General features: G+C 68.9%; 26 protein-coding genes and 1 pseudogene. 12 read left to right on the top strand and 15 right to left on the bottom strand.

Annotation, left to right across the window (positions count from 1 at the left end):
• Position 1 precedes the first annotated feature (1 nt).
• Positions 2–1,177, bottom strand: a complete 1,176-nt coding sequence (locus tag IPG68_11530; protein MBK6763849.1) for a M23 family metallopeptidase — start codon at positions 1,175–1,177, stop codon at positions 2–4.
• A 182-nt stretch (positions 1,178–1,359) separates the two neighbouring features.
• Between IPG68_11530 and IPG68_11525 the strand changes: the two genes are divergently transcribed.
• The 3 genes from IPG68_11525 to IPG68_11515 all read left to right on the top strand — a co-directional run bounded on the left by IPG68_11525 (position 1,360) and on the right by IPG68_11515 (position 3,175).
• Positions 1,360–1,584: a hypothetical protein gene (locus tag IPG68_11525; GenBank protein MBK6763848.1), complete on the top strand. Its 225-nt coding sequence runs from the start codon at positions 1,360–1,362 to the stop codon at positions 1,582–1,584.
• The gene (locus tag IPG68_11520) at positions 1,581–2,561 is read left to right on the top strand and encodes an alpha/beta hydrolase (GenBank protein MBK6763847.1); all 981 of its coding nucleotides are present in this window, start codon (positions 1,581–1,583) and stop codon (positions 2,559–2,561) included. Before IPG68_11525 ends, IPG68_11520 begins: the two co-directional genes overlap by 4 nt.
• Before the next feature lie 68 nt (positions 2,562–2,629).
• Positions 2,630–3,175, top strand: coding sequence for a dihydrofolate reductase family protein (locus IPG68_11515; protein ID MBK6763846.1), 546 nt, complete (start codon positions 2,630–2,632; stop codon positions 3,173–3,175).
• A gap of 101 nt (positions 3,176–3,276) precedes the next feature.
• On the opposite strand, the gene IPG68_11510 is transcribed toward IPG68_11515, so the two are convergent.
• Positions 3,277–4,290, bottom strand: a complete 1,014-nt coding sequence (locus IPG68_11510) for an NAD(P)-dependent alcohol dehydrogenase (protein ID MBK6763845.1) — start codon at positions 4,288–4,290, stop codon at positions 3,277–3,279.
• 86 nt (positions 4,291–4,376) lie between these two features.
• Here IPG68_11510 and IPG68_11505 point away from each other — a divergent pair, with 86 nt between their 5' ends.
• Positions 4,377–5,030 carry a GAP family protein gene (locus IPG68_11505; GenBank protein MBK6763844.1) on the top strand — a complete coding sequence of 218 codons (654 nt, stop codon included), beginning with the start codon at positions 4,377–4,379 and terminating at the stop codon, positions 5,028–5,030.
• 35 nt (positions 5,031–5,065) lie between these two features.
• Here the strand turns inward: IPG68_11505 and IPG68_11500 are convergent, their stop codons facing one another.
• On the bottom strand, positions 5,066–6,574 hold the full coding sequence (locus IPG68_11500) for a GGDEF domain-containing protein (GenBank protein MBK6763843.1): 1,509 nt from the start codon (positions 6,572–6,574) through the stop codon (positions 5,066–5,068).
• A 131-nt stretch (positions 6,575–6,705) separates the two neighbouring features.
• On the opposite strand from IPG68_11500, the gene IPG68_11495 reads away from it, so the two are divergent.
• A complete protein-coding gene (locus IPG68_11495; GenBank protein MBK6763842.1) occupies positions 6,706–6,918 on the top strand; it encodes a hypothetical protein in 213 nt (70 codons plus the stop codon).
• Positions 6,894–7,577, top strand: a complete 684-nt coding sequence (locus tag IPG68_11490) for a hypothetical protein (GenBank protein ID MBK6763841.1) — start codon at positions 6,894–6,896, stop codon at positions 7,575–7,577. The genes IPG68_11495 and IPG68_11490 overlap by 25 nt, the downstream gene beginning before the upstream one ends.
• Here IPG68_11490 and IPG68_11485 read toward each other — a convergent pair whose 3' ends face one another.
• The 6 genes from IPG68_11485 to IPG68_11460 form a co-directional block, all read right to left on the bottom strand.
• Positions 7,578–8,012, bottom strand: a complete 435-nt coding sequence (locus IPG68_11485) for a hypothetical protein (GenBank protein ID MBK6763840.1) — start codon at positions 8,010–8,012, stop codon at positions 7,578–7,580.
• 101 nt (positions 8,013–8,113) lie between these two features.
• Entirely contained in the window at positions 8,114–8,386 is a 273-nt protein-coding gene (locus IPG68_11480; protein MBK6763839.1) for an ankyrin repeat domain-containing protein, read from the bottom strand.
• Positions 8,387–8,429: 43 nt separating this feature from the next.
• Positions 8,430–8,984, bottom strand: coding sequence for an SWIM zinc finger family protein (locus IPG68_11475; protein ID MBK6763838.1), 555 nt, complete (start codon positions 8,982–8,984; stop codon positions 8,430–8,432).
• Positions 8,981–9,259 (bottom strand): hypothetical protein, encoded by a 279-nt coding sequence (locus tag IPG68_11470; protein MBK6763837.1) that lies wholly within the window; start codon positions 9,257–9,259, stop codon positions 8,981–8,983. The genes IPG68_11475 and IPG68_11470 overlap by 4 nt, the downstream gene beginning before the upstream one ends.
• Before the next feature lie 5 nt (positions 9,260–9,264).
• A complete protein-coding gene (locus IPG68_11465) occupies positions 9,265–10,407 on the bottom strand; it encodes a hypothetical protein (protein ID MBK6763836.1) in 1,143 nt (380 codons plus the stop codon).
• Entirely contained in the window at positions 10,359–11,555 is a 1,197-nt protein-coding gene (locus IPG68_11460; protein MBK6763835.1) for a hypothetical protein, read from the bottom strand. Before IPG68_11460 ends, IPG68_11465 begins: the two co-directional genes overlap by 49 nt.
• Before the next feature lie 304 nt (positions 11,556–11,859).
• On the opposite strand from IPG68_11460, the gene IPG68_11455 reads away from it, so the two are divergent.
• The 3 genes and pseudogenes from IPG68_11455 (at position 11,860) to IPG68_11445 (ending at position 14,368) form a co-directional block, all read left to right on the top strand.
• Entirely contained in the window at positions 11,860–13,302 is a 1,443-nt protein-coding gene (locus tag IPG68_11455) for a glycosyltransferase family 2 protein (protein ID MBK6763834.1), read from the top strand.
• Between the two features lie 4 nt (positions 13,303–13,306).
• Positions 13,307–13,504 (top strand): annotated as a pseudogene (locus IPG68_11450) (hypothetical protein).
• A gap of 153 nt (positions 13,505–13,657) precedes the next feature.
• The gene (locus IPG68_11445; protein MBK6763833.1) at positions 13,658–14,368 is read left to right on the top strand and encodes a hemerythrin domain-containing protein; all 711 of its coding nucleotides are present in this window, start codon (positions 13,658–13,660) and stop codon (positions 14,366–14,368) included.
• Here the strand turns inward: IPG68_11445 and IPG68_11440 are convergent.
• Positions 14,323–16,767 carry an AAA family ATPase gene (locus tag IPG68_11440; GenBank protein ID MBK6763832.1) on the bottom strand — a complete coding sequence of 815 codons (2,445 nt, stop codon included), beginning with the start codon at positions 16,765–16,767 and terminating at the stop codon, positions 14,323–14,325. The two genes, IPG68_11445 and IPG68_11440, sit on opposite strands and share 46 nt — an antisense overlap.
• Positions 16,715–17,650 (bottom strand): winged helix-turn-helix domain-containing protein, encoded by a 936-nt coding sequence (locus IPG68_11435; protein ID MBK6763831.1) that lies wholly within the window; start codon positions 17,648–17,650, stop codon positions 16,715–16,717. Before IPG68_11435 ends, IPG68_11440 begins: the two co-directional genes overlap by 53 nt.
• Before the next feature lie 66 nt (positions 17,651–17,716).
• On the opposite strand from IPG68_11435, the gene IPG68_11430 reads away from it, so the two are divergent.
• On the top strand, positions 17,717–18,196 hold the full coding sequence (locus IPG68_11430; GenBank protein ID MBK6763830.1) for a hypothetical protein: 480 nt from the start codon (positions 17,717–17,719) through the stop codon (positions 18,194–18,196).
• On the opposite strand, the gene IPG68_11425 is transcribed toward IPG68_11430, so the two are convergent.
• Both IPG68_11425 and IPG68_11420 read right to left on the bottom strand, forming a co-directional pair.
• The gene (locus tag IPG68_11425) at positions 18,154–18,834 is read right to left on the bottom strand and encodes a response regulator transcription factor (GenBank protein ID MBK6763829.1); all 681 of its coding nucleotides are present in this window, start codon (positions 18,832–18,834) and stop codon (positions 18,154–18,156) included. The two genes, IPG68_11430 and IPG68_11425, sit on opposite strands and share 43 nt — an antisense overlap.
• Positions 18,831–20,033 carry a hypothetical protein gene (locus IPG68_11420; GenBank protein ID MBK6763828.1) on the bottom strand — a complete coding sequence of 401 codons (1,203 nt, stop codon included), beginning with the start codon at positions 20,031–20,033 and terminating at the stop codon, positions 18,831–18,833. Before IPG68_11420 ends, IPG68_11425 begins: the two co-directional genes overlap by 4 nt.
• A gap of 146 nt (positions 20,034–20,179) precedes the next feature.
• On the opposite strand from IPG68_11420, the gene IPG68_11415 reads away from it, so the two are divergent.
• Both IPG68_11415 and IPG68_11410 read left to right on the top strand, forming a co-directional pair.
• Positions 20,180–20,503 (top strand): hypothetical protein, encoded by a 324-nt coding sequence (locus tag IPG68_11415; GenBank protein ID MBK6763827.1) that lies wholly within the window; start codon positions 20,180–20,182, stop codon positions 20,501–20,503.
• A 379-nt stretch (positions 20,504–20,882) separates the two neighbouring features.
• Complete coding sequence (locus tag IPG68_11410; protein ID MBK6763826.1) at positions 20,883–21,701, top strand: alpha/beta hydrolase; 819 nt, start codon at positions 20,883–20,885, stop codon at positions 21,699–21,701.
• Between the two features lie 12 nt (positions 21,702–21,713).
• Here IPG68_11410 and IPG68_11405 read toward each other — a convergent pair whose 3' ends face one another.
• Together IPG68_11405 and IPG68_11400 are read right to left on the bottom strand one after the other, a co-directional pair.
• Complete coding sequence (locus IPG68_11405; GenBank protein ID MBK6763825.1) at positions 21,714–22,268, bottom strand: hypothetical protein; 555 nt, start codon at positions 22,266–22,268, stop codon at positions 21,714–21,716.
• Positions 22,268–22,936, bottom strand: coding sequence for a hypothetical protein (locus IPG68_11400; protein ID MBK6763824.1), 669 nt, complete (start codon positions 22,934–22,936; stop codon positions 22,268–22,270). Before IPG68_11400 ends, IPG68_11405 begins: the two co-directional genes overlap by 1 nt.
• Between the last annotated feature and the right edge of the window lie 3 nt (positions 22,937–22,939).

Below are 22,939 nucleotides of genomic sequence, written 5' to 3'. Positions count from 1 at the left end.
GTCAGCGGAAGGACACGACGTCGAGTCCGGTGAAGCCCTGATCACGGCGATCGCCCGCCCCTGATCGATCGAACAGTACCGGCGTACCCTCCCGGTCGGCGTCGATGAACGCCTCCAGAGAAGGTGCCCGTCCGTCGAAACGGAACCGGTGCACGACGAACGGCAACCCATCCGCGTCGAGCAGGGACGGCCGACTCATCAACTGGAAATGCAGGTGGGGGCCGGTCGTGGCACCGGAGTTCCCGAGCCTTCCCAGGACCTGCCCCGCCTTGATCCGTTGGCCGGGACGCACCCGCACTGTCCCCGGCTTGATGTGGGCATACGCCGCGTACACGCCGCGAGCGAGTCTGATGATCACGTGGTTGCCGTCTGCCGCCGCCAAGCTGACGGGTTCCGGAGCATTCGGGATCTGGTCGGGATAGCGATCGACGGCCGCCACGACCGTCCCGTCACCGACGGCCAGGAGGGGCTGACCGTAGTTGAAGTAACTGGAGTTGCGCGAGGGGTTGCCGCGCCCCGAGACGCCGCTGCGATCGAGTTGGGCCGAGAAGTCGACGGCGAATCGCTGACCCAGTTCCAGACGGCCGTTGACCGGCTGCAAGGCCCGCCGGTGGCCGCCGACGATCGCTACCCACCTCTTCCCGCGCAGCGGCGGTGCGATGACCCTCGCCGCATTTGGTGCGACCTCGACGCTCTTCGAGGTGTCCGTCACCTTGGGGCCCACAGGCAGACCCTCCGGAAGGGACACCGTAAGGCGCTGCTTCACGCGTGTGGGAAGCGAACTGCGCCTGCGAAACGTCAGATCGATCCAGACCGGCACGACTGCGTGTGACTCCAGCATCCGAGTGGTCGTGGCGTCCGCCCATCCCATCGCGGATTCCAGTGCCTTTCCGGACAGCCGCCGCACAAGGTGGCCGCCGCCGTCGAGCACCTCGACCGAGTTCACCTCAACGGCCAGCGGGCTGGCATTCATCAGCAGGACTTCGTACTGAAGATGGACGCGTCCGTCGTCGCCCTCGAACCAGCGTGGCTGTGCCTGCACCTTCTGGATCACCGGGGTGAACTTCTGGGCACTACGGGTCACGGAGAGGTCCGCCTCACCAAGGGCGGGTCCTGCCACGAGCCCCGCGCCCACCGTCAGAGCGACAAGCGCGCTCAGGACGCCGCGGGTGACCATTCGGTCATCGTGGCACAGGACAAGGACCGTAGCGACCTCCTGCGCGGGGTGACTACTGTGGCCCCCTGAGGGCTGCGTGGCAACTCTCGCGACGGATTGGAGATGCCGTGGCGGCTTCACGAAGTCGGAAGGCAGAGCGCCATGGCCGTGCTCGTCGCAGCAGGGTCAGCACTGCTGGTCGCGTGCTCGGGCAGCACCAGTCCCACGTCCTCGGCAAGTTCGCAGGCAGCCACCGCCGACCCCGCATGGTTGCGCCGATCGAGAAGGTCGCGCGTGAGGCGATGAGCAAGCATCACCTCCGGGCGCTCATCGTGCAGGTCACGAAGGACGGGCAGAAGGCGCTCACCACCGCACTCGCCCCCGACCAGGCGCTGGCTGCGTCACCGAGTGAAGGGTCGGAGAGGTGACCGGGCGCGGGATGCCCACAATGGCCGGATCGGCGTTGCTGGCGTGCGCAATCGTGACAGGCGGACTGGTGGCGCCGGCAGCCGCCGAACTGCGCGCCGGTGAGGCCGTGGCAACGACGACCCTGCACGGCCACAAGGTCGGTGCCTTCGCCAAACGGGTCGTGATCCCGGGTGGGCGCAAGATGTTCCTGCGCTGCCGCGGCACTGGGAGCCCCACGGTGGTGCTGGAGGCTGGCACCGGTGACCTCGGAGCGATCTGGAGCATGGCGCCCCTCGGGCCGGGTCGAGCGGTGTTCCCCGCGGTCGCCCGGTTCACCCGCGTGTGCACGTACGACCGCCCAGGCACGTACCTGCTGCCCAACCGGCGCAGTCGCAGCGACCCGGTCGCGATGCCGCGCAGCGCGCGTGACATCGTCGGCGATCTGCGCACGCTGCTGCGCTCCGCCGATGTGCCAGGACCATACGTGCTGGTCGGGCATTCGTACGGCGGTATGGTCGCCCGCCTCTACGCGACCACCTATCCACGCGCAACTGCCGGCCTGGTGTCGGTCGATGCCCAGAACGAGGACTTCGTCGCCGCGTACAAGGACTTCCTGACGCCCGAGCAGTACTTGGCCGCTGTGCTGAACCCCGGGCCGCCGCCCGGCCTCGAGGACTACTCAGCACTTGAGCGACTCAGCCTCGAGACCAGCGCCGCACAGGTACAGCAGGCGCAGGCGGACACCCCGCTGCGGCGGATGCCGGTCGTGGTTCTGTCCCACTCCCGGGATCTTCCGAACCCGTTCGGGTTCCCACCTGACTGGCCCGTCGCTGAACTGGAGCGCGCGTTCCAGGACTCCCAGGACATGCTGGCCGAACTCGTCCCGGGCGCCCGCCACGTGGTCGCGACCAAGAGCGGGCACTACATCCAGCTCGAGCAACCACGGCTGGTGACCCGCGCCATCCGCGAGGTGGTCCGGGCTGCCCGCAGCCGCTGAGCGCGTCGGCTTGATTCGTCGCTGCATGTACTAAGCCCACAGGGCGGCACCCAGCGTAGGCTCCCGGCATGCGGCCCCTTCGGTACTCCATCAACATCACCCTCGACGGATGCTGTGACCACCGCACGGTCATCCCCGATGAGCAGTTGCACGTCCGTGCGATGGAGAAGCTCGTGCAGGCCGACGCGCTGATCTTCGGCAGGGTGACCTACCAGATGATGGAGCAGGCTTGGCGCCTCCCGCAGCAGAGTCCAATGCCGACATGGACGGACCCCTTCGCCCGTACGATCGACGCCGCGAAGAAGTACGTCGTGTCGAGCACCTTGAACAGCGTCGACTGGAACGCCGAACTCATCCGAGGCGACCTGCGCAGTGCCATCGTCGATCTCAAGCGGGAGCCCGGTGAGGGACTGTACGTGGGCGGGGTGATGCTGCCGATGGCATTGGCGGAAATGGGGTTGATCGATGAGTACGAGTTCGTGGTGCATCCCGTGCTTGTGGGGCATGGTCCGTCCTTGTTCGCCGGGCTGTCGAAGCGTGTGGATCTGAAGCCGGTGGGCAGGCTGGACTACGACTCAGGAGCTGTGGCGCTGCGGTACGTGCCCGCGACCTGAGCTGTCGACGGGCGCACGCGATCGGCGGCGTTGGAGTTCGTTCACCGCGTTGGACAACATACGTGTGTTCTCCAACCCGGCGGAAACGTCGCGGCCAGTGCTCACACAGTGAGGATCACGCGGCCCTTCGCTGCCCCCGTGGCCAGGTAGTCGAGGGCATCAACGGCCCGTTCCAAGGCGAAGACCCGCTCGTCGACCACCGGGCGGATCCTGTGGTGGGCCAGGAGGTCGACGAGGGTTGCCCAGTTCTCATCCCGGGAGTGGCCGCTGCGGATGCCGGGAAGTTGCTTCACGACCGGGGAAGCGGCCATGAGCGGCAGCACCCGCCCCAGGCTGCCGAGCACGCGGTGACCCGAGCGGCCGTAATGGTCGTGACCGATGAACACGAAGGTGCCATCCGGCTCCAGCGCTCGCCGGACCTGCCGGAACGAAGCCTGCGACACGATGTCGAACACCATGTCGTAGCGAACGCCCATGCCGGTGAAGTCCTGCTCCGTGTAGTCGATGACGTGATCGGCACCGAGTTCGCGCAGCAGGTCGAGTTTCTTGGGGGCATCGACGGCGGTGACCTCCGCACCGAACACCTTCGCGAGTTGCACAGCCCACACCCCGACCGCGCCGCCTGCTCCGTTGACCAGGACCCGCTGACCGGCGCTGACCCGGCCCTGGTCGCGCAGGTTCATCAGGGCGATGAGGGCGGCGGTGGGAACGGCCGCTGCCTCCTGGAATGACAGGTGGTCCGGGATCGGCGCCAGCAGGGATGCGTCGACGGCCGCGTACTCGGCGAACGTCCCGGCGTTGCTCCACTGGTTGTTGCCAGTGACCTCGCCGAAGACCCGGTCGCCGGGCGCCACCCGGCCCACCCCGGCGCCTACCTGGACCACCTCGCCGGCCAGGTCCGTGCCGGGCACGGTTTGCCTGGGTGCCCGGACTCCTGCCCCCATGAGCCGCAGGACGTACGGGATCCCGTTGACTGCATGCCACACGTCGGCGTGCACCGAGGTGGCCCGCACCCGCACGAGCACATGCCCGCTGCCGACGGCCGGTCGCGGGACCTCCCGGACGCCGAGCACCTCGCGGTAGGGGCCGTAGCGGTCTTGGACGATGGCGCGCACTGTGTCCTCCTCCGGTGCTGTGTCACAGACCCTACGCCGCGGACGCTTGGCAGGACTGGGTGGGACTGGCGCCCCACAATGGCCGGGTGGCGACTTTGATCATGGAGATCCTGCCCTTCGCTATCGGGGTGTTCGCGTCGCCGTTGCCCGTCATCATGGCCGTCGTCTTCCTGTTCACGCCGCGTCCGCGCCCGACGTCGGTGACGTACGTCGTGACCTGGGTGCTGGGCGTCACGGCGGCGACGGTGGTCTTCGCGCTGCTCGCGGGGCTGATCGATGACCAGGAGCAGACCCGCGGGTGGGCGGCTTGGCTACGGGTCGCGCTGGGCGCGGTGCTGGTGCTGATGGCCGTGAAGATGTGGTCGGGTCGGGGTGCGCAGTCAACTCCCCGCTGGCTGGCGGCGATCATGGACGCCGGGCCGCGGGAGGCCGTCAGGTTCGGCGTGCTGATGTCGGCGGCCAACCCCAAGGAACTTCTGATGGCCCTTGCCGCCGGGCTGGCGGTGGGGACCAGCGATGTGGGGATCGCCGGCTCCGCAGGCGCCATCGTCGTGTTCGTCGGCGTGGGTGCTGCCAGTGTGGTGGCACCGCTGGTCGTGTTCCTCGTGGGTGGCGACGGCACTCTGGAGCGGCTGAGCACCGCACGTGAGTGGCTGCAGCGGAACAACGCCGCAGTGGCCGCGGTCGTGCTGGCGTTGATAGGGCTGTTCCTGCTCGTCGGCGGGCTGGCCAAGTTGTAGACCGGGCGCGCTGGAGGAGGCGTCCACGTTGCGCGCTAGGCCTCCACCTCCAGCCGATCGGGCTGGTGTGCCACAACGCGGTCGCGGCCGCTGGACTTCGCCGTGTACAGCGCCTGATCGGCGCGCTGGAGGGTCTGGACGATGGGCTCGTCGGGTGCACGTTCGGCACACCCGATGGAGACGGTCTGGCCGACCGGAGTCGCCGCGCGCAGGCGGTCAAGCACAGGTCGTGCGTCGTCCAGCTGAAATCCAGGCATGAGAGCCGCGAACTCCTCACCGCCATAGCGGGCGAGCAGTGCAGGTGGTGCCAGGCATGCGGCCCATACCGGGGCGCAGGCAATCAACAAGTTGTCGCCCTCGGGGTGCCCGTGGCGGTCGTTGTATGCCTTGAAGTGGTCGAGGTCGAGCATTGCCACGGTCAGCGGTATGCCTTGCTCCGCACTGCGATCGGCAGCACGACCGAGGGCGAAGTCCCAGGTACGCCGGTTGGGCAGGCCGGTGAGCCCATCCCTGCGCGCCAGGTCCGACAGCAGGGCGGATTGCTGCTCGACCATCGAGATCAGAATCAACGACCCCCACAGGATCAGCAGGATGACGGCGATGGATGCCACAGCCAGCAGGCGCGCCCCCGATCCGACCTCGCTCCACACCGAGTAGGCGAGCAGTGACGGTGCCGTCAACGCAGCCACCGCCAGACCGATGAGACGGGCCTTGGTGCGATGTGTGCTCCGGGCGCGCCTGGCGATGCCAGCGGCTCCCCGGGCCGTGGCAGCTGCGGCGATCAGCAGGTTGGATGCCAAGTACAAGACGTCCACCCAGGATGGGGCGGACTCCACCACGCCCTGCGCGACGAGGCTCTGGAAGACCAGGTCCGCTGTCAGCGTCAAGGCGATCGCGACAGCCACCAGGCTCAGCGCCAGATTCATGCGCTCCACGTCGATCAGCAGGCGGATCATCACCGAAAGCGCGACCACGTCGAGCAGGGGGTAGGCGACGGCCATGGCCGTGGACAGATCGTATACCCCGCTGTCGTTCAGCATCGGCACGACGACCACGGTGGCCACCAAGCACGCCGCGGCGAGCGTCATGACGGCGGTGTCAATCCACGTCTCCCGGTTGTGCCCCGATTGCCGTCGATGGACCAGGATGACCAGTGCCGTGATGAGTGCCAGGTAGGACGCGAAGTACAGCCCGTCCGCGGCGCTGGGGAACGGCTCCATGTCCCAGTGGTACTGGTACACGTCGTACACGACGTCACCGGACGCGGTCAGCAAGACGTACACACACAGGCTCCACCAGACGGCCCTCGCACCCGGCGGCATCCTGACCGCGGCCCACAGCATCACGAGCACGGCCGTGGCGTTGGAGGCATGAAGAAGGATCACATGTGCCGGTGTGCCGGCAGGCATGACCATCGCCAGCAGGCACACGACCCCGATCAGCCATACGCCGAGCGCCCAGCGCCGCTGCACTGCGGTGTCGATGGCGCGATGCATGGCCGGGACGGCACCGGGACGTGGACCGTCAGCGACTGCCTCGTCCATAGCGGACCACCACCTCGTCGTCATCGGGCGGCTGGGCGTCCGCCTCGGGAATCTCATCGGCACGAACGCGCGGCCGCTGGAGGGGATCACGCCCAGATGAGCCGCCATGGGCATCCGTCATGGTGCTGCCAGTGAACGCAGAGGGCTCCACCGACAGCGTTCCCGGCGTCGTGCCGGGGCGTACGCTGGAAGTGTCCAGCAGGAAGTGGTGGGTGATGGTGGGCGAGTACGGCGGTCCCGGCGAACCGGCGTGGTCCTGGGGTTCGCTGCTGCTGTCCACCCACGCGCCGGCCCCGCTGTGGGTTGGGATCCTGCTGGGGTGCTGGCGGCCCTCGCCACCATGATCGGATGGCTCATGGCTGCGGCCAGGCGCTCGTGGCCCCCCCTGATCCAAGCCTCCGGGCTCGTCTTCGCTGCTGTCGCGATGACGGCTCTGGCCGCGCTGGAGATGGTGCCGGACGCGCGAGCATCCGGCTTGTCCACCGCAGAAGTGAGTTGGCTCTTCCTGCTCGGCTCCGGCGTCGCCCTGGCCACGCTTCTGGTCGTCCGCAGGGTGTTCTCCGCCCATTCCCACCTGGCGCGCACCGCCTTGGTGGTGGCGCTGGTCATCGGCTTGCACAACATTCCCGAGGGCAGCATCACGGTGACCGTGGCAATGCTCTCGCTGGACGCGGCGGTGTTGAGCATGGTCGTCATCGCGTTGCAGAACATCCCTGAGGGCCTCGCGGTCGCGGCGCCGGTGATCGCCGCCGGCGGCAGCCGCCGACGGGCATTCGCCTTCACAGCGATCGCAACGGGTGGAGAGATCCTCGGCGTCCTGATCGCCGCGCGGTACGCCGCCGTGATGACCCCGCAGCACGTCGGCACCCTGCTGGCCGTCGTCGCGGGGGTGATGGTCACGATCAGCGTGGTCGAACTGGTGCCCGCGGCGCTGCGGATCGTGCGGCTCAGTGGTCCCCAGACCCGCCGCGGGAGTCGCCTGCCGGACGCTGTGGCCGAGTGATCAGCCGGCGGCGGCCGTGACGAGATCGACGACCCGCTGCTCCACGGTCGGGGTCCAGTCGATCAGCGCGTAGGAAATCGGCCACATGTCGCCATCGTCAAGGTGGGCGTCCTCCTGGAAGCCCAGGGTGCAGTAGCGGTACTTGAACTTGCCGGCGTCCTGGAAGAACACCACGACCTTGCCCTCGGCGTTGGCGTAAGCGGGCATGCCGTACCAGGTCTTGGGATTCAGATGCGGGGCGTAGGTGGTCACGACCACGTGCACCCGCTCGGCCAGCGCACGGTCTCGCGGGGCCATGGCGGCAATCCGGTCGAGGAGGGTCTGCAGACCGTCGGCCTTCTTGGCGCCCTTTCGTCCCTCAGCGCGCAGTTCCGCCGCGCGTTGCTTCATGGCCGCCACTTCCTCCTGGGTGAAACCGTTGCCCCGGTCGTCCATCGTGTGACCTTTCGTTTGGTGTGCTCGGTTCATGGTGTCCCCGGGACCGTTCGTCAGACAAGGGTCAGTCGCGAGTGTGACGCCGTGCTGTCGCGGGCAGGTCACCGCCGTCGCAAGGCCATCCCGACCTGGGCTGCGGCTTCGGTGGGTGTGACGCCGTCGAACTCCGACAACAGGTCCGGGTCGGCCCCGTTGTCCAACAAGTACTGCGCGACCTGCTGCTGACCGGACAAGATCGATGCCACCAGGGGGGTGGACATGAACTCGGGGTGCGCGTAGTTCACGTCGACCCCCATCTGCACGTGGTATCTCACCAGTTCGAGGTCGCCGTCGCGGGCAGCGAGGTACAGCTCTTTCCAGTTCCCACCCGACATGAAGTTCCTCCGTTCTCGTGACCTCAACCGCGTGTGTTGTCGCTCAGCGGTGGGGATATGGGACCACACTTTCCGCGCGGCTGAGCAATTCCTGCGGGTCCACCAGCGGCGGCGTCGCCCGCAGCGCGACCAGTTCCTCGGACTCGAGCGGATCCACCAGCGGCACCTCCCCGGCCTCGACCCCGGCCCACCGCGTCCGCATCCCCTCGTCGTTGTCCAGCAGGAACGCGGCGACGTAGGCCAGCGCCGCGGCGTGCTTGCACCAGTCGTAGTCGCAGGTGTAAGGACATGTGCATTCGGCAACCACCCGGTCGGACCCGGAGATGGTCACGGCCTGCAGGTGCACGAGGTAGGGCCGGCGATCGCTGCCCTGGATGCGCGCGGTGAAACTGCCCGGCTCGCACTGCACGTCGATGACTTGGCCCTTGCGGGCGTAGGTGCGCCCCCTGGCGAGGATCGAGGGGTTGGTCTCCATCAAAGCGGCGTCGACGAGGTCCTGGGCCTCGGGTCGCGTCACGTTGCCCGGCTTGGCCACCGTGACACCGCCCTCGACCGCGAGCCGGGGCGCAGCTTCGAACCAGCCGCCGCGGCGCCTCATGCGAGCACCCGCTCGCGCACCAGCGAGACCAGATCGCTCAGTTCGCCATCGGTCATCTCGGTGATCGCGGCCTCGGTGGAGCGGACCACGGTCGATGCCAGTGCCCGCTTGCCGGCCAGTGCCTCGTCGATGCGTTCCTCGATGGTTCCCGGGCAGACGAGCACGTGCACCATCACCTTCTGATTCTGGCCGATCCGCCACACCCGGTCGGAGGCCTGATCCTCCACAGCGGGGTTCCACCAGCGATCCAGGTGGATGACGTGGTTGGCCCGCACCAGCGTCAGGCCTGTGCCGCCGGCCTTGAGCGATGCGATGAGGATCGGGGCCGTCGGGGAGCGCTGAAGGCCGCCACCGTCCGGGAGCGGGCAGTGCGACTGTCCGAACCGGTAAGGGTGGCCACCTCCACGCCCAACTCCGTGCGCAGATGCGCCGCCAAGTCGGAGACGAACGAGGCGAACTGCGTGAAGACGACCACGGCCTGGCCCTCGTCGATGACCTGCCCGCACAACGCCACCAGCCGGCTGATCTTCCCGGATCGTTCTCCGAGGCCCCGGCGGGACTCGGTGAGCAGGGACGGGTGGACGCAGATCTGCTTGAGCCGCGAGATGCCGGCCAGCACCGCTCCCCGGCGGCCCATCTCCGGCTTGCCCGCCTCCTTCTGGGCGGCAGCGGCGCGCAACTGCTCGAGTGCGCCCATCATGTCGGCGACCACGGCCTCGTACGCGCCGGCCTGCTCGCGGGTCAAGGTGCAGTCGTCCCGGATCACTTCGCGGTCGGGCAGGTCGTCCAGGATGCCCGGGTCGGTCTTGGTGCGGCGCAGGATGAACGGCGCTGTGACCGCCCGCAGCCGGGCCAGGTCCTCCTTCTCGCCGTTGATGTACAACTCCTTGAAGCGCTTGCGGCGCGGCAGCAGGCCGGGATGTGCGAACGCCATCAGCGACCACAGATCGCCGAGGTGGTTCTCCACGGGTGTGCCGGTGACGATCAGCCGGTGCTTGGCGTCGAGGGCGCGCGCCGCTCGCGCGGCGTGCGTGTCCGGGTTCTTGATGGCCTGCGCCTCGTCGAGCACGACGCGGTGCCAGCGGATCTCCGCCAAGGTCTCGTCGCGGGCGAGCAGACCGTAGGTGGTGACCACGACATCGGCATGTAGTCGTTCGGTGACGTGCCCGCGGTCCGACCCGTGGAAGGCCGCCACGGTCAGGTCCGGGGTGAACTGCTCGGCCTGCCGGGCCCAGGTGTCCACGAGCGTGACCGGACACACCACCAGAGTCGGCCCGGGATGGTCGACCTGGATCCAGGACAGGACCTGCAGGGTCTTGCCCAGTCCCATGTCGTCGGCGAGGACCCCCCCGACCTCGTTGTCGGCCAGCCAACTCAGCCACTCCAGACCCGCGTGCTGGTAGGGACGCAGCGTGGCGTCCACCCGCGGCGGGGGAAGTGAGCGTGCGGGCTTGAGGCCGGTCGGCAGGACCTGCCGGGCGTCGAGTTCGATGCCTTCGAAGGCCGGGTCCGTGAGTAGGTCTGCGGGGAGACCGGTCGCTGCAGCCGTCGCAGGAGCGCCGCGAGACGTTCAGCATCGCGGGGGCCGATGCGCAGCCACCTGCCCCGCACCGACACAAGTTCCGACTTGGCGGCGGCCAGCCGCAGGGCGTCCTCAGCGGTGACCTCCACGCCATCGATCAGGACCGAGGCTTCGAGGCCGAGCTGGTCGATGGCGAACAACCCGGGCCCTTCGCCGGAGCGGGACAGCCGACGGCGCACTTGCTTGGCCCGCAACAGCCCGCCCGGGGCGATCACGTCGAAGCCGGCACCCTGCAATCTGGGCGCGACCCGGTCGACGAAATCAAGGACGCCGGATGGTTCCAGCACGATGGTCCGGGACAGGTCCGGCAGTTCCGTTCCCCAGGCCCGGCGCAGCATCTCCAGTTCGACCGATCTCCAGTGGTCCCAGTCGCATCCGTCGAACATCTCCGGCTTCGCGTCATGCAAAGGCAGGCGGGTGGTGGGCTCGTCGAGCCGTATGGCCAACAGGGCCAGGGTCCACTGGTCGGGGTCCGGGGGTGTGAGCACCACGGCGACGCGGGCGTTGGCACCCCGGCGTGCCACGACGTGCCGGGCCCACGCCGTGGCCGCCGTGCGGGACGCGGGATCGAGGTCCGCGTCGGCGCCGACGCGCGCCGTGGCCACGGTGTCGATGAGACCCTGCAGGACCGCGGCGGGATCGTCGGCGACGACGACGCCGGCTGACAGGCATTCGGCCGTGGCGGCCGCCAGCGTCCGAGCCCGGTCGGGCCCGGGTGCGGGCCGCCACCGCCCGTCCGGCAACGGGACCGCGAGGTCGTCGGTCGCGGCATTGACCGCCGCGACGAGCCGAGCCAGGGCCAGTGCCCGGGGGCTGGGGTCGGAGTCGAGGCGCACGGCCAGGAAGGGCCCCAAGTCCGTGCCGAGGGGGGCGGGCCAGACCCGGTGCGGGGCCATTCCCCCGGGGATGGGCAGCGAGCGCAGTTCACCGGGACCGCCCCCGGGGACCGTGGCCCATAGGCCCTCAGCGTCGAGTCGGACGTCCAGCACGCATTCACGGTAACGGCGGGCCCCGTTCTGTCATCGCCGGGCCGGTCCCGCCGTGGTGGGCACGAGGTTGGGACCGATCACGACGTCATAAGGCGCCGGCACCACCCGCTCACCTCCCAGAGCGCCCTAAAGTCACCCCCCTGCGCTGGCCGATGCCTTCATGGAGGAGGCAGCGAAGATGGCGAGGAACCTACGGCGGACTGCGACTCCCTTCATCCCCACTGTGCAGGGCAGCAGTGCCGGTACCGTGGAGCGCACCCAACCGGACAAAGGTCAGGGTGCGCTGCGCCGCAGCCGGCTGCGGATGGACCGGGCGGTTGGCGTGGTCGTTCTTGCGATCGCTGCGGCCGCGGGGGTCATGCTGTGGCTGGCACTGGCATTGTCCAGCCCCGATCGCCGGACGCCGCCGGCACAGGGCGTGCTGTTCGAGACTTGGCGTGTGCTCTACGACACCCAGGCGCCGTCGTTGAGTGTCTTGCTCATGGCCGTCGCGGTCGCGCTCTTCTTCGCAGCGATCGTCGCGGCCATGGAACGTACGATCGCCAACCGTTACCGGACGTCGGAGAACTCCGGTGAAACCCCTTTGGCGCCGAAAGTCGTCATGGAGCAGACCTACGGGGTCTATCACGGACCGGTCACCGTCACGGTGCTGATACCCGCGCACAACGAGGAGGACAAGATCGCCGACACCCTGCGTTCGCTGCAGGAGCACGACGATCCTCCGGACCGGATCATTGTGGTCGCGGACAACTGCACCGATGGGACCGTGGAACTGGCGCGGGCAACCGGCGTGGAAGTCGTCGCCACTGTGAACAACACGAAGAAGAAGGCCGGGGCGCTCAACCAGGTGCTTGCCGGGATCCTGCCCGATCTCGGTGAGAACGACACGGTGATGGTCATGGATGCCGACACTGTGCTGGACCGCGGCTATCTGAGTGCCGCGCGGGCCCGGATGACCGCGGACCGTGCGTTGATGGCGGTCGGTGGCCTCTTCTACGGCGAGGACGGCGCGGGCTTGTTGGGTCAGTTCCAGCGCAATGAGTACACCCGCTACAGCCGCGAGATCAAACGTCGTCGTGGCAGGGTCTTCGTGCTCACGGGGACCGCCTCGATGTTCCGGTCACGGGCGCTGAAGACGATCGCGGAAAGTAGGGGGACCCTGCTGCCGGGCCATCACGGCGACGTGTACGACACCGAGGCGCTCACCGAGGACAACGAATTGACGATCGCCCTGAAGTCCCTGGGGGCGTTGATGATCTCCCCGGACAAGTGCCGCGTGGTGACCGAGGTCATGCCGACGTGGCGGGCGCTGTGGCACCAGCGGTTGCGCTGGCAGCGCGGGGCCCTGGAGAACCTGGGTGCCTATGGGGTGACACCGCAGACCACCCGCTACTGGGCGCAGCAGTTGGGCATCGGCTACGGCGTACTGGCGCTGACCGCCTACCTGTTGTTGCTGGTCGTCATGGTCGTGGCCCTGGATCAGTGGGTGTGGTTCCCCTTCTGGATCGGGATCGGCACCGTGTTCGCCGTCGAGCGTGTGGTCGCCGTCTGGCGTTCGACCTGGCAGGCCAAAGTGGTGGCGGCGATGCTGTTCCCCGAGTTGTTCTACGCGATGTTCCTCAACGTGGTGTACGTGAAGGGGGTCTACGACATCATGACCGCGAAGACGGCCCAGTGGGGTCATGTGGCGCGGGACGCCAGTGGTGGGGTCGTGGTGAAGGCGGATGTCGATGCTGCGCGCGCATGAGGTGATGGCCGGGCTCGTGCTGCCCGAGAGCACGCTGACGTCCTTCTGGTTCTCGGTCCTGGCGGCATTCGTGGCGATCAACACTGTCATGTACGTGGCGTTGGCCGTGGCGAAGATCCTGCCGAAGATCCACCCTCTGGACTGGCTGCCGCGCACCTACGTGCGGTCACAGACGCGCAGCATTTACCCGGAGGACGAAGAGCACGCGGGCATCCGGCCGGTGCCCGCCTGGCAGCGAGGGCTTACCCCGCCGGTTCGCGACTGAGCGATGCCCTTGCGCCCGGACTCCACCCGGACGCAAGCCGGACGCAAGCGCGGGCTCCCAGGCTGGACGCACCAGCCGAAGGAGCAGAACATGAGTCAGCAAGTGCAGCAGGGATCGAAACCGCAGTTGAACCTGCCTGGACAGTCAAGCGTGGCCGAGGGTCCGCGCGACCACTCGGGGATGTACATCATGCACTACGCCTTCCGGCGCGACCTGGCGAACTTCACGTCCGCGGTGCAAGGCACCCCGCTCGGCGACCGCGACGTCTGGGAGGCGATGGCGGCTCGCTGGCTGAGGTTCGTCGGCGTCCTGCACCACCACCACAGCGCCGAAGACACCTACTACTGGCCCGTCCTGCGGGAGGCTGCCGCGCAGCGTGGGACCGGCGCAGACGCGCAGATCCTGGTCGCGATGGAGGACGAACACGCCGGGATCGATCCCTCGCTGGCGGCCTGCACGGCCGCCTTCGACGCCGTCGTGGACCACCCCTGTGAGGACCACCGCAACGCGCTGGCGGTGCGACTGGCCGCGCTGCGGGAGATGCTCGCCGAGCACCTGCGACACGAGGAGACCGAGGCGCTCGCCCTCGTCCAGCGGGTCGTCACCGCATGCCCCCCGAGATGTCCAGGGAGTTCTTCGCCGAGGCGGGGCCGGTGTACGCGCTGCTGCACCGGATCTCGGCCGGCAGGTTCGCGCGGCGCGAGCACATCGCCTTCCGTTACAGCGACACCCCCGCACTCTGAGCGGGGGATGGCTCAGAAGCCGGCACGCTGGCGCTGCCCCAGCAGCCAGTCCGTGTAACGCGTGAGACCCCAGGCCGACGCGAGCGTGAGCGCACGGTCGGCGGCAGTGGTCGCCGCGGCGCCGTTGCCGACTGTGGCCTCGGCCATTGCCAGGTAGCCGTCGGCAGGGCCGAGTACGACCGAACTCCCGGACAGCGCGATCCGTCCGGAGTAGCGGCGCAGCCACTGGGCAGCCTGTGCGGCCAGAACTGGGTCGTCGAGTTCGTGCGCGATCTCCGCGCGTGCGGCGGCGGTGTGCACAGTTCCCCAATCGTGCTGCACGGGTGGCAGTCGGTGGCGGTCCAGCAGCGAGCCCAGTTCCTCGGCGTGGTGGGAACGGGCGAGGATCTGGAAAGCCGCGTCGAGGGCGAATTTGGCCGACGGGCCCTCCAGCAGGGGCCCCACCAGTCCGGCGAGTCCGTCGGCGACATCCGGATCCCAGAGGCCGACGGAGTAGTTGATGCCGAATTCGACGAACTCGCTGGCCAGCAGCGTGGCGCCGCTGTGAATCTCGCGCATCCGGCCCGACAGGCCGGCGACGTCGTCAGCGTCACCCCGCATCGCTGCGAGGTTCAGGTCCATGAAGTCGAGCACGAACTCCGCGAAGTACAGCCGGCGTCGCCGGGCGATGGCGGCCGCACGGCGGGAGTACTCCTCGTAGGCCGCGCGCTCGCCCAGTTCGATGGCGTTGGTGGCCATCGTCACGAGCCCGATCGCCGCCCCGAGCTCGTCGCCGTGGCGGCGGGCGGCAGTGACTTCTTCGGCGGCGAGCATCTGGCGCTCGTCCAAGCGGTCCGATCGCCAGATCGCCAGTGACGCTGTGCGGGCCGCCCACTGGAGCAGGGCCGGATCGTCGAGCCGCCGGGCCATCGCCATGCCCTCATCGACGAGGGCGTCGATCTCCGCGTGGGTGCCCGGCGCGTAGTACAACTGGCAGGACAGTGCCAGCATCAGGGTGCAGCGCGTGGCACTGTCCTGCCCGCCTGACCGGGCCAGAGCTGCGCGCAGGTCGTCGACGAGGTCCTCATCGACCGTCTCGTACTCCTGGGAGGTCCATACGCTGCTGCGGGTCAGCTCAGCAGCAGCCCGGGCGACGCGCTCGGGGTCGTCAGATGCCCGGGCGATCGCAACGGCCTCGCGGGCGCTGGTGAGGACAAGGTCCCATCGCGCCGCCAGGGAGGCGACCGTCGCCAGGTCGACCAGGAGGTCGTATCGCTCGGCGGTGGTCGCCCGCGGATCGAGGCGGTGAGCCGTGATGGCGGCCACCAGCAGGTCGATCGCCTCGGTGTGTGCGAAGGAGCGGCGGGCCTGCTGTGCCGCGGTACCCGCAGCCCGCCACGCCCGATCGGCGTGGACCGGTCCGGCTGCCAGCCAGTGGTGGGCCAGCTCGAACGTGCGGTCATCGGGCCCGCCCGCATCGGCCGATTCCAGGGCGTGAGCGATCCGGGCGTGGACCCGGGCCACACGCGAGCGGGAGTAGGAGCGCACTACCGCGTCCCGGGTCAGAGCATGCTCGAAGGCGAGCCTGCCGTCCCCGTCGTCGCGGATGATGCCGGTCTGGCGAGCGGCGTCGAGGTCTTCGTCGATGTCCTGTGGCGCCTGCCCGGTGGCCAGCGCCAATGTCAGCAGGGAGTGTTCTCGGCCCAAGGCGGCGGACACCAGCAGTAGTTCGCGGGTCGCCTCCGGGAGCTGTTCGAGTCTGCGTGCCACAACTTGTTGCACCGATGCCGGGACCTCTTGGCTGGGGTCGGAGAGCCGCGCCAGTTCGATGAGGAAGAAGGGATTGCCACCGGTGCGCTCGTACCACGCGTCGACGTGATCCGGCGAGATGCCCGCTGCCACGGTCTCGAGCAGCGACCGCGCCTCACCTGGGTCCAGGCCGGACAGTTCGATGTGCTCTGCTGCGTGGCGGGCGAGGGTGACGCCGAGATCGGCCAGCACTCCGGCGGGCTGCGGCCAGCGTCGCCTGGTCGTGAGGATCATGAGCCGTTCCCCGGCGGTGTTCGCGACGAGATGGGCGAGGGCACGCAGGGAGGCGGTGTCGGCCCAGTGCAGGTCCTCCAGGACGACGAGCACCGGGCCGTCGGTCGCCTTCTGCAGGACCGTGCGAGCCAGTGCGTCCTGCAGTTCGAATGCCCTCGACTCCTCGGTCTGCCCGCCGCTGTCCAGTTCGAACGCGCCGGAGTCGAGGGAGTCCAATACGGCATGCCACGGCCACAGCGGTGGAGCGCCGTCGTCCTGCGAACACCGCCCCACGGCTGTCAGGAACCCACGCTCAACGGCTCGCTGGACGGTCCACTCGACGAGACGGGTCTTGCCCATGCCGGGATCCGCCACCACGATCGCCGCGGCGGGCGATCCGCCGTCAGCCGTTGTCAGCAGACCATCGAGGAGCTGGAGTTCCTGACGGCGCCCCACCAGATCCCAGGTCCAGCGCGTCGATCGACCGGGCGAACCTGGGGCCGCTGGCGGCGTTGCCGGGGCCAACCATGACGTGAGAGCCGGGTCCTGTCGCAGAATGCTCGCCTCGAGTTCGCGCAGTTCGGGTCCCGGATCGAGCCCGAGTGCCTCGTTCAGCAACCCACGCACATCGCGCAGGAGGCGAGCGCGTCCGCCTGCCGGCCGGCCGGGTCAGTGCCAGGGCGTGGATGGCCCACGCGCGCTCTCGCAGCGTCTCCTGCGAGATCATCTGCTCGCTGTGGACGATGACCACCTGATGCTCCCCGAGGGCGAGCAGCGCCAGCGCCCGGTCCTCCTCAGCCAACACCCGCGTCTCCTCGAGAGCCGCGCGCTCAGCGAGAACATCGGGGTGATCCGGCAGGTCGGCGAAAGCCACGCCCGCCCACATCGACAACAACGACTCCAGCGCCTCCACGTGATCTACCACCTCTGTGCGGGAGGGCCAGGAGGGGTCTGCGCCCGAGGTCAGCTGGCTAGCCAGCGGTGCCAGTTGGCGATGTCGTGCCCGGATCTCGTCGGTGAAGTGCGCGGCGTCCACATCGTGGCGGGGGAGGTCCAGCAGATAGCCGTCGTCGGTGGTGAGAAGGACGGTCGGGTGCGCCCGCGGAGCGAGGTCTGGCTCGAGGGCGCGCCGAAGGGTCGAGATGTAGGCGTGCAGCGTGCCGTGCGCCCCGGGTGGCGGGTCGCCGCCCCAGACGAGTTCCGCGAGGTGGTCGGCCGGAACCATCCGCCCCGGGGTCAGCGCCAGAGCGGCCAGCACGCTGCGGCGTTTGCGGGGGCCGAGGTCCGTGGGGCCGTCGGGCCCGATCACGCCGGTCCCACCCAGAACGCGTACTCGCACGGGCGTCACGATAACGTCCCTGGGCGACACAAGCCGAACGCAAGCCCCCGGCGTGACGCTGCTGCCATGAGCATTCAGAACACCGCGCGTGCGTCATCCGCCGCTGCCGCCACCCCGACCCCGAGCCCGCTGGTACTGGCCCTTGGGGCGCTGCTCGTCGCCGACTTCGTCGGGGGCCTGATCGCCGTCGGCACCGGGCTCAACTCCTGGGGCGACGCCTGGGGGAGCAGAGCCCTGCTCGCGGCGCCACTGCCGATGATTGCGGCGCAAGTCCTGCTGTGCTGGTTGGCCCTGCGGTTGCCGGGCCGACGAGCCGCGGTGGCGGCGGGTCTGCTCACCGTCGCCTGCCTGGTCAGCGTGGTGTCCGGCTTGTTCGACGGCGGATTGCGGCACGCCGGTCTCACCGGCGGGACGCAAGCCTTCCAGATCCTGCTGCTCACCGTCACTGGTGTGGTGGGGGTGATGGCTGCCAGCCGTGGTGTGGAGACCTGGCGGTCGGCGTCTCAGAACTGGCGCCGACCAGGTTCGAGGAGGCCGGTCTCGTAGGTGTAGACCACCGCATGCACCCTGTCCCTTACACCGAGTTTCATCAGTATCCGCTTGACGTGGGTCTTCACTGTGCTCTCGCCGAGGTACAACCGTTGGGCGATCTCCCGGTTGGCCAGGCCCTGGCCGATGAGGATCAGCACCTCCCGCTCCCGGTCGGTGAGCCGGTCGAGTCCATCGCTGGTGACGTCGGTGGGGACGCCGGAGTGCGTGGTCGTGCGGGCGAACTCGTGCATGAGCCGCCGCGTCACGGAAGGTGACAGCAGCGCGTCGCCGGAGGCCACGATGCGGATGCCGGCCAGGAGATCCTCGGGGCGGGTGCGCTTCAGCAGGAAGCCACTGGCCCCGGCCCGCACCGCCTCGTATACGTAGTCATCGAGTTCGAACGTGGTCAGGATGATGACGCGGACGTCATCCGACGCGCTGGTGATCCGGCCGGTCGCCTCGAGGCCGTCCGTGCCGGGCATGCGGATGTCCATGAGCACGATGTCCGGTGACAAATCCCGGGCAAGACTCACCGCATCCTCCCCGTTGGCTGCCTCGCCGATGACATGCAGATCGTCCTGCGTCTCGATCATCATCCGTAGGCCGGCTCGCACGAGCGTGTCGTCATCGACGATGAGCACCTCGATCGTCATGTGGCCGCCGGGTGCTGGTCGTCGATGTGCGTCGGTTGGGCGAGTTCGAGGGGGAAGATCGCCTCGACGGCGAAACCGCGCGGCTCACGCGGCCCTGCCTGCAGCCGGCCGCCGAGGATCTTCGCCCGCTCCGTCATGCCGACGATGCCCCGTCCACCGTGGCCGGGAGGCTGTGCGGGTCGGTCTGTCCCGTCGTCGGTCACCAGCATCCGGAGTTGTGTCCGCGTGCAGGACACGGTGACGTCCACGTGTGTGGGCCCGGCGTGTTTGAGGGCGTTGGTCAGGGACTCCTGAACGATGCGGAAGGCAGCCGCGGCCACATGCCGACCGACCGGCTGATCACAGGTGATCCGCAGCGTGATGTCCGCGCCTGCCCTGTTGAGTTCAGCGACCATGGGTTCAATATCGGCGATACCTTTCACGGGACTCCGCTCGGCGGCCTTCGGGTCGTTGAGCAGACCCAGCATGTGATCGAGGTCCGTGAGCGCGTCGCGCCCTATGGTCTCGATCTGAGTGAGCGCGTCGAACGCCTTGTCGGGCTGGCGGGACAGCCGGGCGGCCCCGGCCTGCAGAACCATGACGTTGACCGCATGTCCTACGGCATCGTGCAGTTCACGGGCAAGGCGGGACCTCTCCTCGGCGATGGCGGCGGCCGCCACCTCATCCCGCCGTGCCTCGAGGTCGTCGACCGTGCGCGCGAGCCGGGCGGTCCGCACCTGGTTGCTGTGGATGCTGGTGCCGACGAGCCACCCCAGGCCGAACAGCAGGAACCACACCACGATGATCAGCGGATCGGGCTCACCGGGTCCGTAGAACGTGGCCGTGGACAGCGCGACGGCAGCGGCGGCCACGATGGTCGCCGAAACCCGTGCAGGACGGCTGACGGCCACCGAGTAGGCGAAGAACGGGATCGCCAGCGGCGCGTTGCTGTCGCCCTGGGTCGCGCTGGCCACCAGGTACAGCACGGTGGCGGCGACCAAGGAGGTCACGGGGAACAGACGCCGCACGAGCAGGAGGGCATTCGGCGCGAGGGCGAGCAGCCACCCAGCACCCACCACCGGTCCGTACTGATCGACGTAGGCCTCGCTGCGCAGGGAGACCACGGTGATCCAGGTGAATATTGCCGCGAGGACGGCATCGGCCACGAACCACCAGGGGTTGCTCTGGAGGTCGCGGTCGCGTCGTGTCCACCGGGCCACCGCCTCACACTACCGCCGCGACGGGGTCCCTCCGTCCCCCTGCGGGGGGACCGCGGGTACCCCGCGGGGGGACATGAGATCCGAGCGTTCGGGGGGATGTCCGGACAGTCGCGCAAGAGCACTGTGGAAGTGGAGGGAGTCGCATCATGAGGACGAACCAGCAACACATCATCGAAGAGCCGGCAGTCGTGGGCCTGGCCGAGCAAGGCCCTGATCGCCGCGTGTCAGTGCCGGCCGCCATCATCGTCACGACGACATGGGCGGTGGCCGCCGGGTGGTGGATGCCGCGCGGGCCGCTGACGACCACCGCCGCCATCGCATCGATCCTGGTCAGTGGGGGGGTCGGGGCGCTGGCGGGAATCCTGGTGCGCAGCCTCTGGGCGATGGCACTCGCGCCGGTGATCTTCGTCGCGGTCTTCGAACTGACCCGGATGGGTGTCGAAGGTCCGATGGTCGATGGATCCACCTGAGCACCTACGGAGCTATCGCGGTGATCACGGGCCGGGGATTCCACGCCCTGCTGACCCTGTTGCCGATGGTCATCGGCGCGGCGCTGGGCGCGGGCATTGTCCGGGAGCGGACGTCAGGTGGGTGGAAGGTGGCCGTGGGGCGGCTCGGAGTTGTCGTCGCGGGACTGGCGCTGCTTGCGGTGATCGCTGGCTTGCTGCGACCTGCGACGACCGCGCCGGTACTGGGGGCGGACGGGCAGGTGGTGCCCGGTTCGGTCGCGGAGCTCACCAGCGTGGATGTGGGGGGTCACGATGCGAGGTTGTTGATCCGCGGTGTCAGCACGGACAACCCGGTCCTCCTCTTCCTCGCCGGTGGCCCGGGCGGGCGGAGTTGGGCGCCATGCGTCGCCACCTCCCTGACCTCGAACGTCACTTCACGGTCGTCACCTGGGATCAGCGCGGGGCGGGCACTGCGTACGAGGAGTTGGACCCGACCGCGACCGTCAGTGTGGACGGCTACGTCGCCGACACGATCGCGGTCACCAACTACCTGCGCGACCGCTTCGGGCAGGATGCCATCTACTTGCTGGGGCAGTCCTGGGGGACGACTCTGGGAGTACTGGCCGTCCAGCAACAGCCCGATCTCTATCGGGCATTCATCGGGACCGGCCAGATGGTCAGCCAACTGGCCACCGACCGGATCTTCTACGAGGACACGCTGGCATGGGCGGCACGGACGGGCAGGGACGACCTGGCCACCGAACTCGTCGATGCCGGCCCGCCGCCCTACGAAGCCATGTTGCGCTACGAGGCCGCCCTGTCCCATGAGCAGGACGTCTATCCGTACGACCACAGCGCGAACTCCGAAGGCGCCGGTCAGATGTCGGAGAACCTGCTCGTCGAGGAGTACGCCCTGATCGACCAGGTGCATGTTCTCGGTGCGTTCATGGACACGTTCGCCGCGCTGTATCCGCAGCTGCAGGAGATCGACTTCCGGACGTCGGCCACCGGCTTCGCCGTCCCCATGTTCTTCGTTCAAGGCGCCCACGAGGCGGATGGGCGCGCGGAGCCCTTCGCCGAGTGGTACCCGATGATCGATGCGCCGATCAAGGACCTCGAGGTGCTGGACACCTCGGGACACCGCCCCATGTGGGAGCAGCCCGACGAGTTCATCGACTACATGGTGAACACGGTGCTCGCGCAGACCGCGGACTCATGAGCGGCCCCCCGCTCACGCGACTGTGAAGCCCACGACCAGGAACAGCAGGTAGAAGGCGAACGGCGGCAGGTCCCCGAAGCGGACGTACGCCACTGCGAAGAGGGCGTCGGCCGCGAGAGTGAACCAGCCCAGCCAGTCGGGCCAGTCCCCGAGGAGCAGTCCGACGCCCAGTAGGCCCAGGCCGGCGAAGGTCGACCAGATGTAGGCGGCGAAGGGCCAACCCGGAAGGCGTCCCATCGCGAACTCGCGCGGATCCACTGCCCTGCGGTACACCGACCACGACCAGGCCAGCGCCCCCACGACGAGCAGTGCGCAGGACACGGCAAGCCAGGCTCGGGCGGCGGCGTGGCCGCTGGCGGCGAGGGCGCCGACGCCGAGGGCGGCCAGCAGAGCGCCGAGGGCGTAGAGCGGTTGGCTCAGCCGCCACCACAGGAGGTGTTCGGAGAGCAGGCGCCACTTCTGTTCACGATCGGGTTCGGTGAACACCCGCGGCACCCCGATCGCCGCCCCGGCGATGAAGGTCGCCGAACCGGCGATCAGTGCTGTGGCGGCGGTGGTGTCGGCCATCAGCCCTCCCGTGACCGCGTCCGGTCGGGTTGACCCATCGCCCGTGACAGGGCGATCTGCCAGACCGGAAACACGGCGAAGGCTGCGAGGCCCAGGGCCGCCCCCGGTACGCCGATGACGTACTGGGCCGTCGAGCCGCGGGGCATCAGCGCGGCGAAACCCACCAGAGGGACCGCGGCGAGCGCGGCAGTGCCCGCGAACTCGCCGACGCGGCCGAGCCGGCCGGGCAGCCGACGGGTCAGTCGACCCCAGCGCCCCGCGCTGCGCAGCCATGCGAACTGCGCCAGGATCACGGGGATCGCGACTACTGCTTGGACCTCGAACGGGATCACCTGCGCCACCAGCAGCACGGAGGCGCAGGCAAGGGCGCAGTTGCCCCCGATGAGCGCGCCGGTGAGCAGCGGTAGCCGGCCGGGCCGGCGCAGGAGGTCGCTCACGCCCATGGCCATCGGGATCATCGCCACGGTCGAAACCGCCCCGACGACGTCGTTGGCCGGCCCGGTCCAGTCGTAGGAGTGGTTGCCGGGCAGGGCCACCGTCCACAGCGCCAGCAGCAGGCCGTTGGCGGTGCAGCCGGTCACCCCGGCGACCAGTGCCCAGCGTTCGACACGGCGCCGTATGTGTTCGTCGGCGCCGGACAGATCAGTGCGCGCCTCGGTCGTCGACATCAG

The sequence above is a fragment of the Micrococcales bacterium genome, assembly GCA_016703125.1.
Taxonomy (GTDB): Bacteria; Actinomycetota; Actinomycetes; order S36-B12; family UBA10799; genus JADKAV01.
This window is presented reverse-complemented; position numbering and strand designations above follow the sequence as displayed.

Excerpts from the sequence above, each read along its gene's own strand:
- IPG68_11530 (MBK6763849.1), bottom strand. The coding sequence starts at position 1,177 with ATGGTCACCCGCGGCGTCCTGAGCGCGCTTGTCGCTCTGACGGTGGGC.
- IPG68_11475 (MBK6763838.1), bottom strand. The coding sequence starts at position 8,984 with ATGAGGCGCCGCGGCGGCTGGTTCGAAGCTGCGCCCCGGCTCGCGGTC.
- IPG68_11500 (MBK6763843.1), bottom strand. The coding sequence starts at position 6,574 with ATGGACGAGGCAGTCGCTGACGGTCCACGTCCCGGTGCCGTCCCGGCC.
- IPG68_11485 (MBK6763840.1), bottom strand. The coding sequence starts at position 8,012 with ATGGACGACCGGGGCAACGGTTTCACCCAGGAGGAAGTGGCGGCCATG.
- IPG68_11445 (MBK6763833.1), top strand. The coding sequence starts at position 13,658 with ATGAGTCAGCAAGTGCAGCAGGGATCGAAACCGCAGTTGAACCTGCCT.
- IPG68_11515 (MBK6763846.1), top strand. The coding sequence starts at position 2,630 with ATGCGGCCCCTTCGGTACTCCATCAACATCACCCTCGACGGATGCTGT.
- IPG68_11425 (MBK6763829.1), bottom strand. The coding sequence starts at position 18,834 with ATGACGATCGAGGTGCTCATCGTCGATGACGACACGCTCGTGCGAGCC.
- IPG68_11480 (MBK6763839.1), bottom strand. The coding sequence starts at position 8,386 with ATGTCGGGTGGGAACTGGAAAGAGCTGTACCTCGCTGCCCGCGACGGC.
- IPG68_11455 (MBK6763834.1), top strand. The coding sequence starts at position 11,860 with ATGGACCGGGCGGTTGGCGTGGTCGTTCTTGCGATCGCTGCGGCCGCG.
- IPG68_11410 (MBK6763826.1), top strand. The coding sequence starts at position 20,883 with ATGCGTCGCCACCTCCCTGACCTCGAACGTCACTTCACGGTCGTCACC.
- IPG68_11430 (MBK6763830.1), top strand. The coding sequence starts at position 17,717 with ATGAGCATTCAGAACACCGCGCGTGCGTCATCCGCCGCTGCCGCCACC.
- IPG68_11405 (MBK6763825.1), bottom strand. The coding sequence starts at position 22,268 with ATGGCCGACACCACCGCCGCCACAGCACTGATCGCCGGTTCGGCGACC.
- IPG68_11400 (MBK6763824.1), bottom strand. The coding sequence starts at position 22,936 with ATGTCGACGACCGAGGCGCGCACTGATCTGTCCGGCGCCGACGAACAC.
- IPG68_11415 (MBK6763827.1), top strand. The coding sequence starts at position 20,180 with ATGAGGACGAACCAGCAACACATCATCGAAGAGCCGGCAGTCGTGGGC.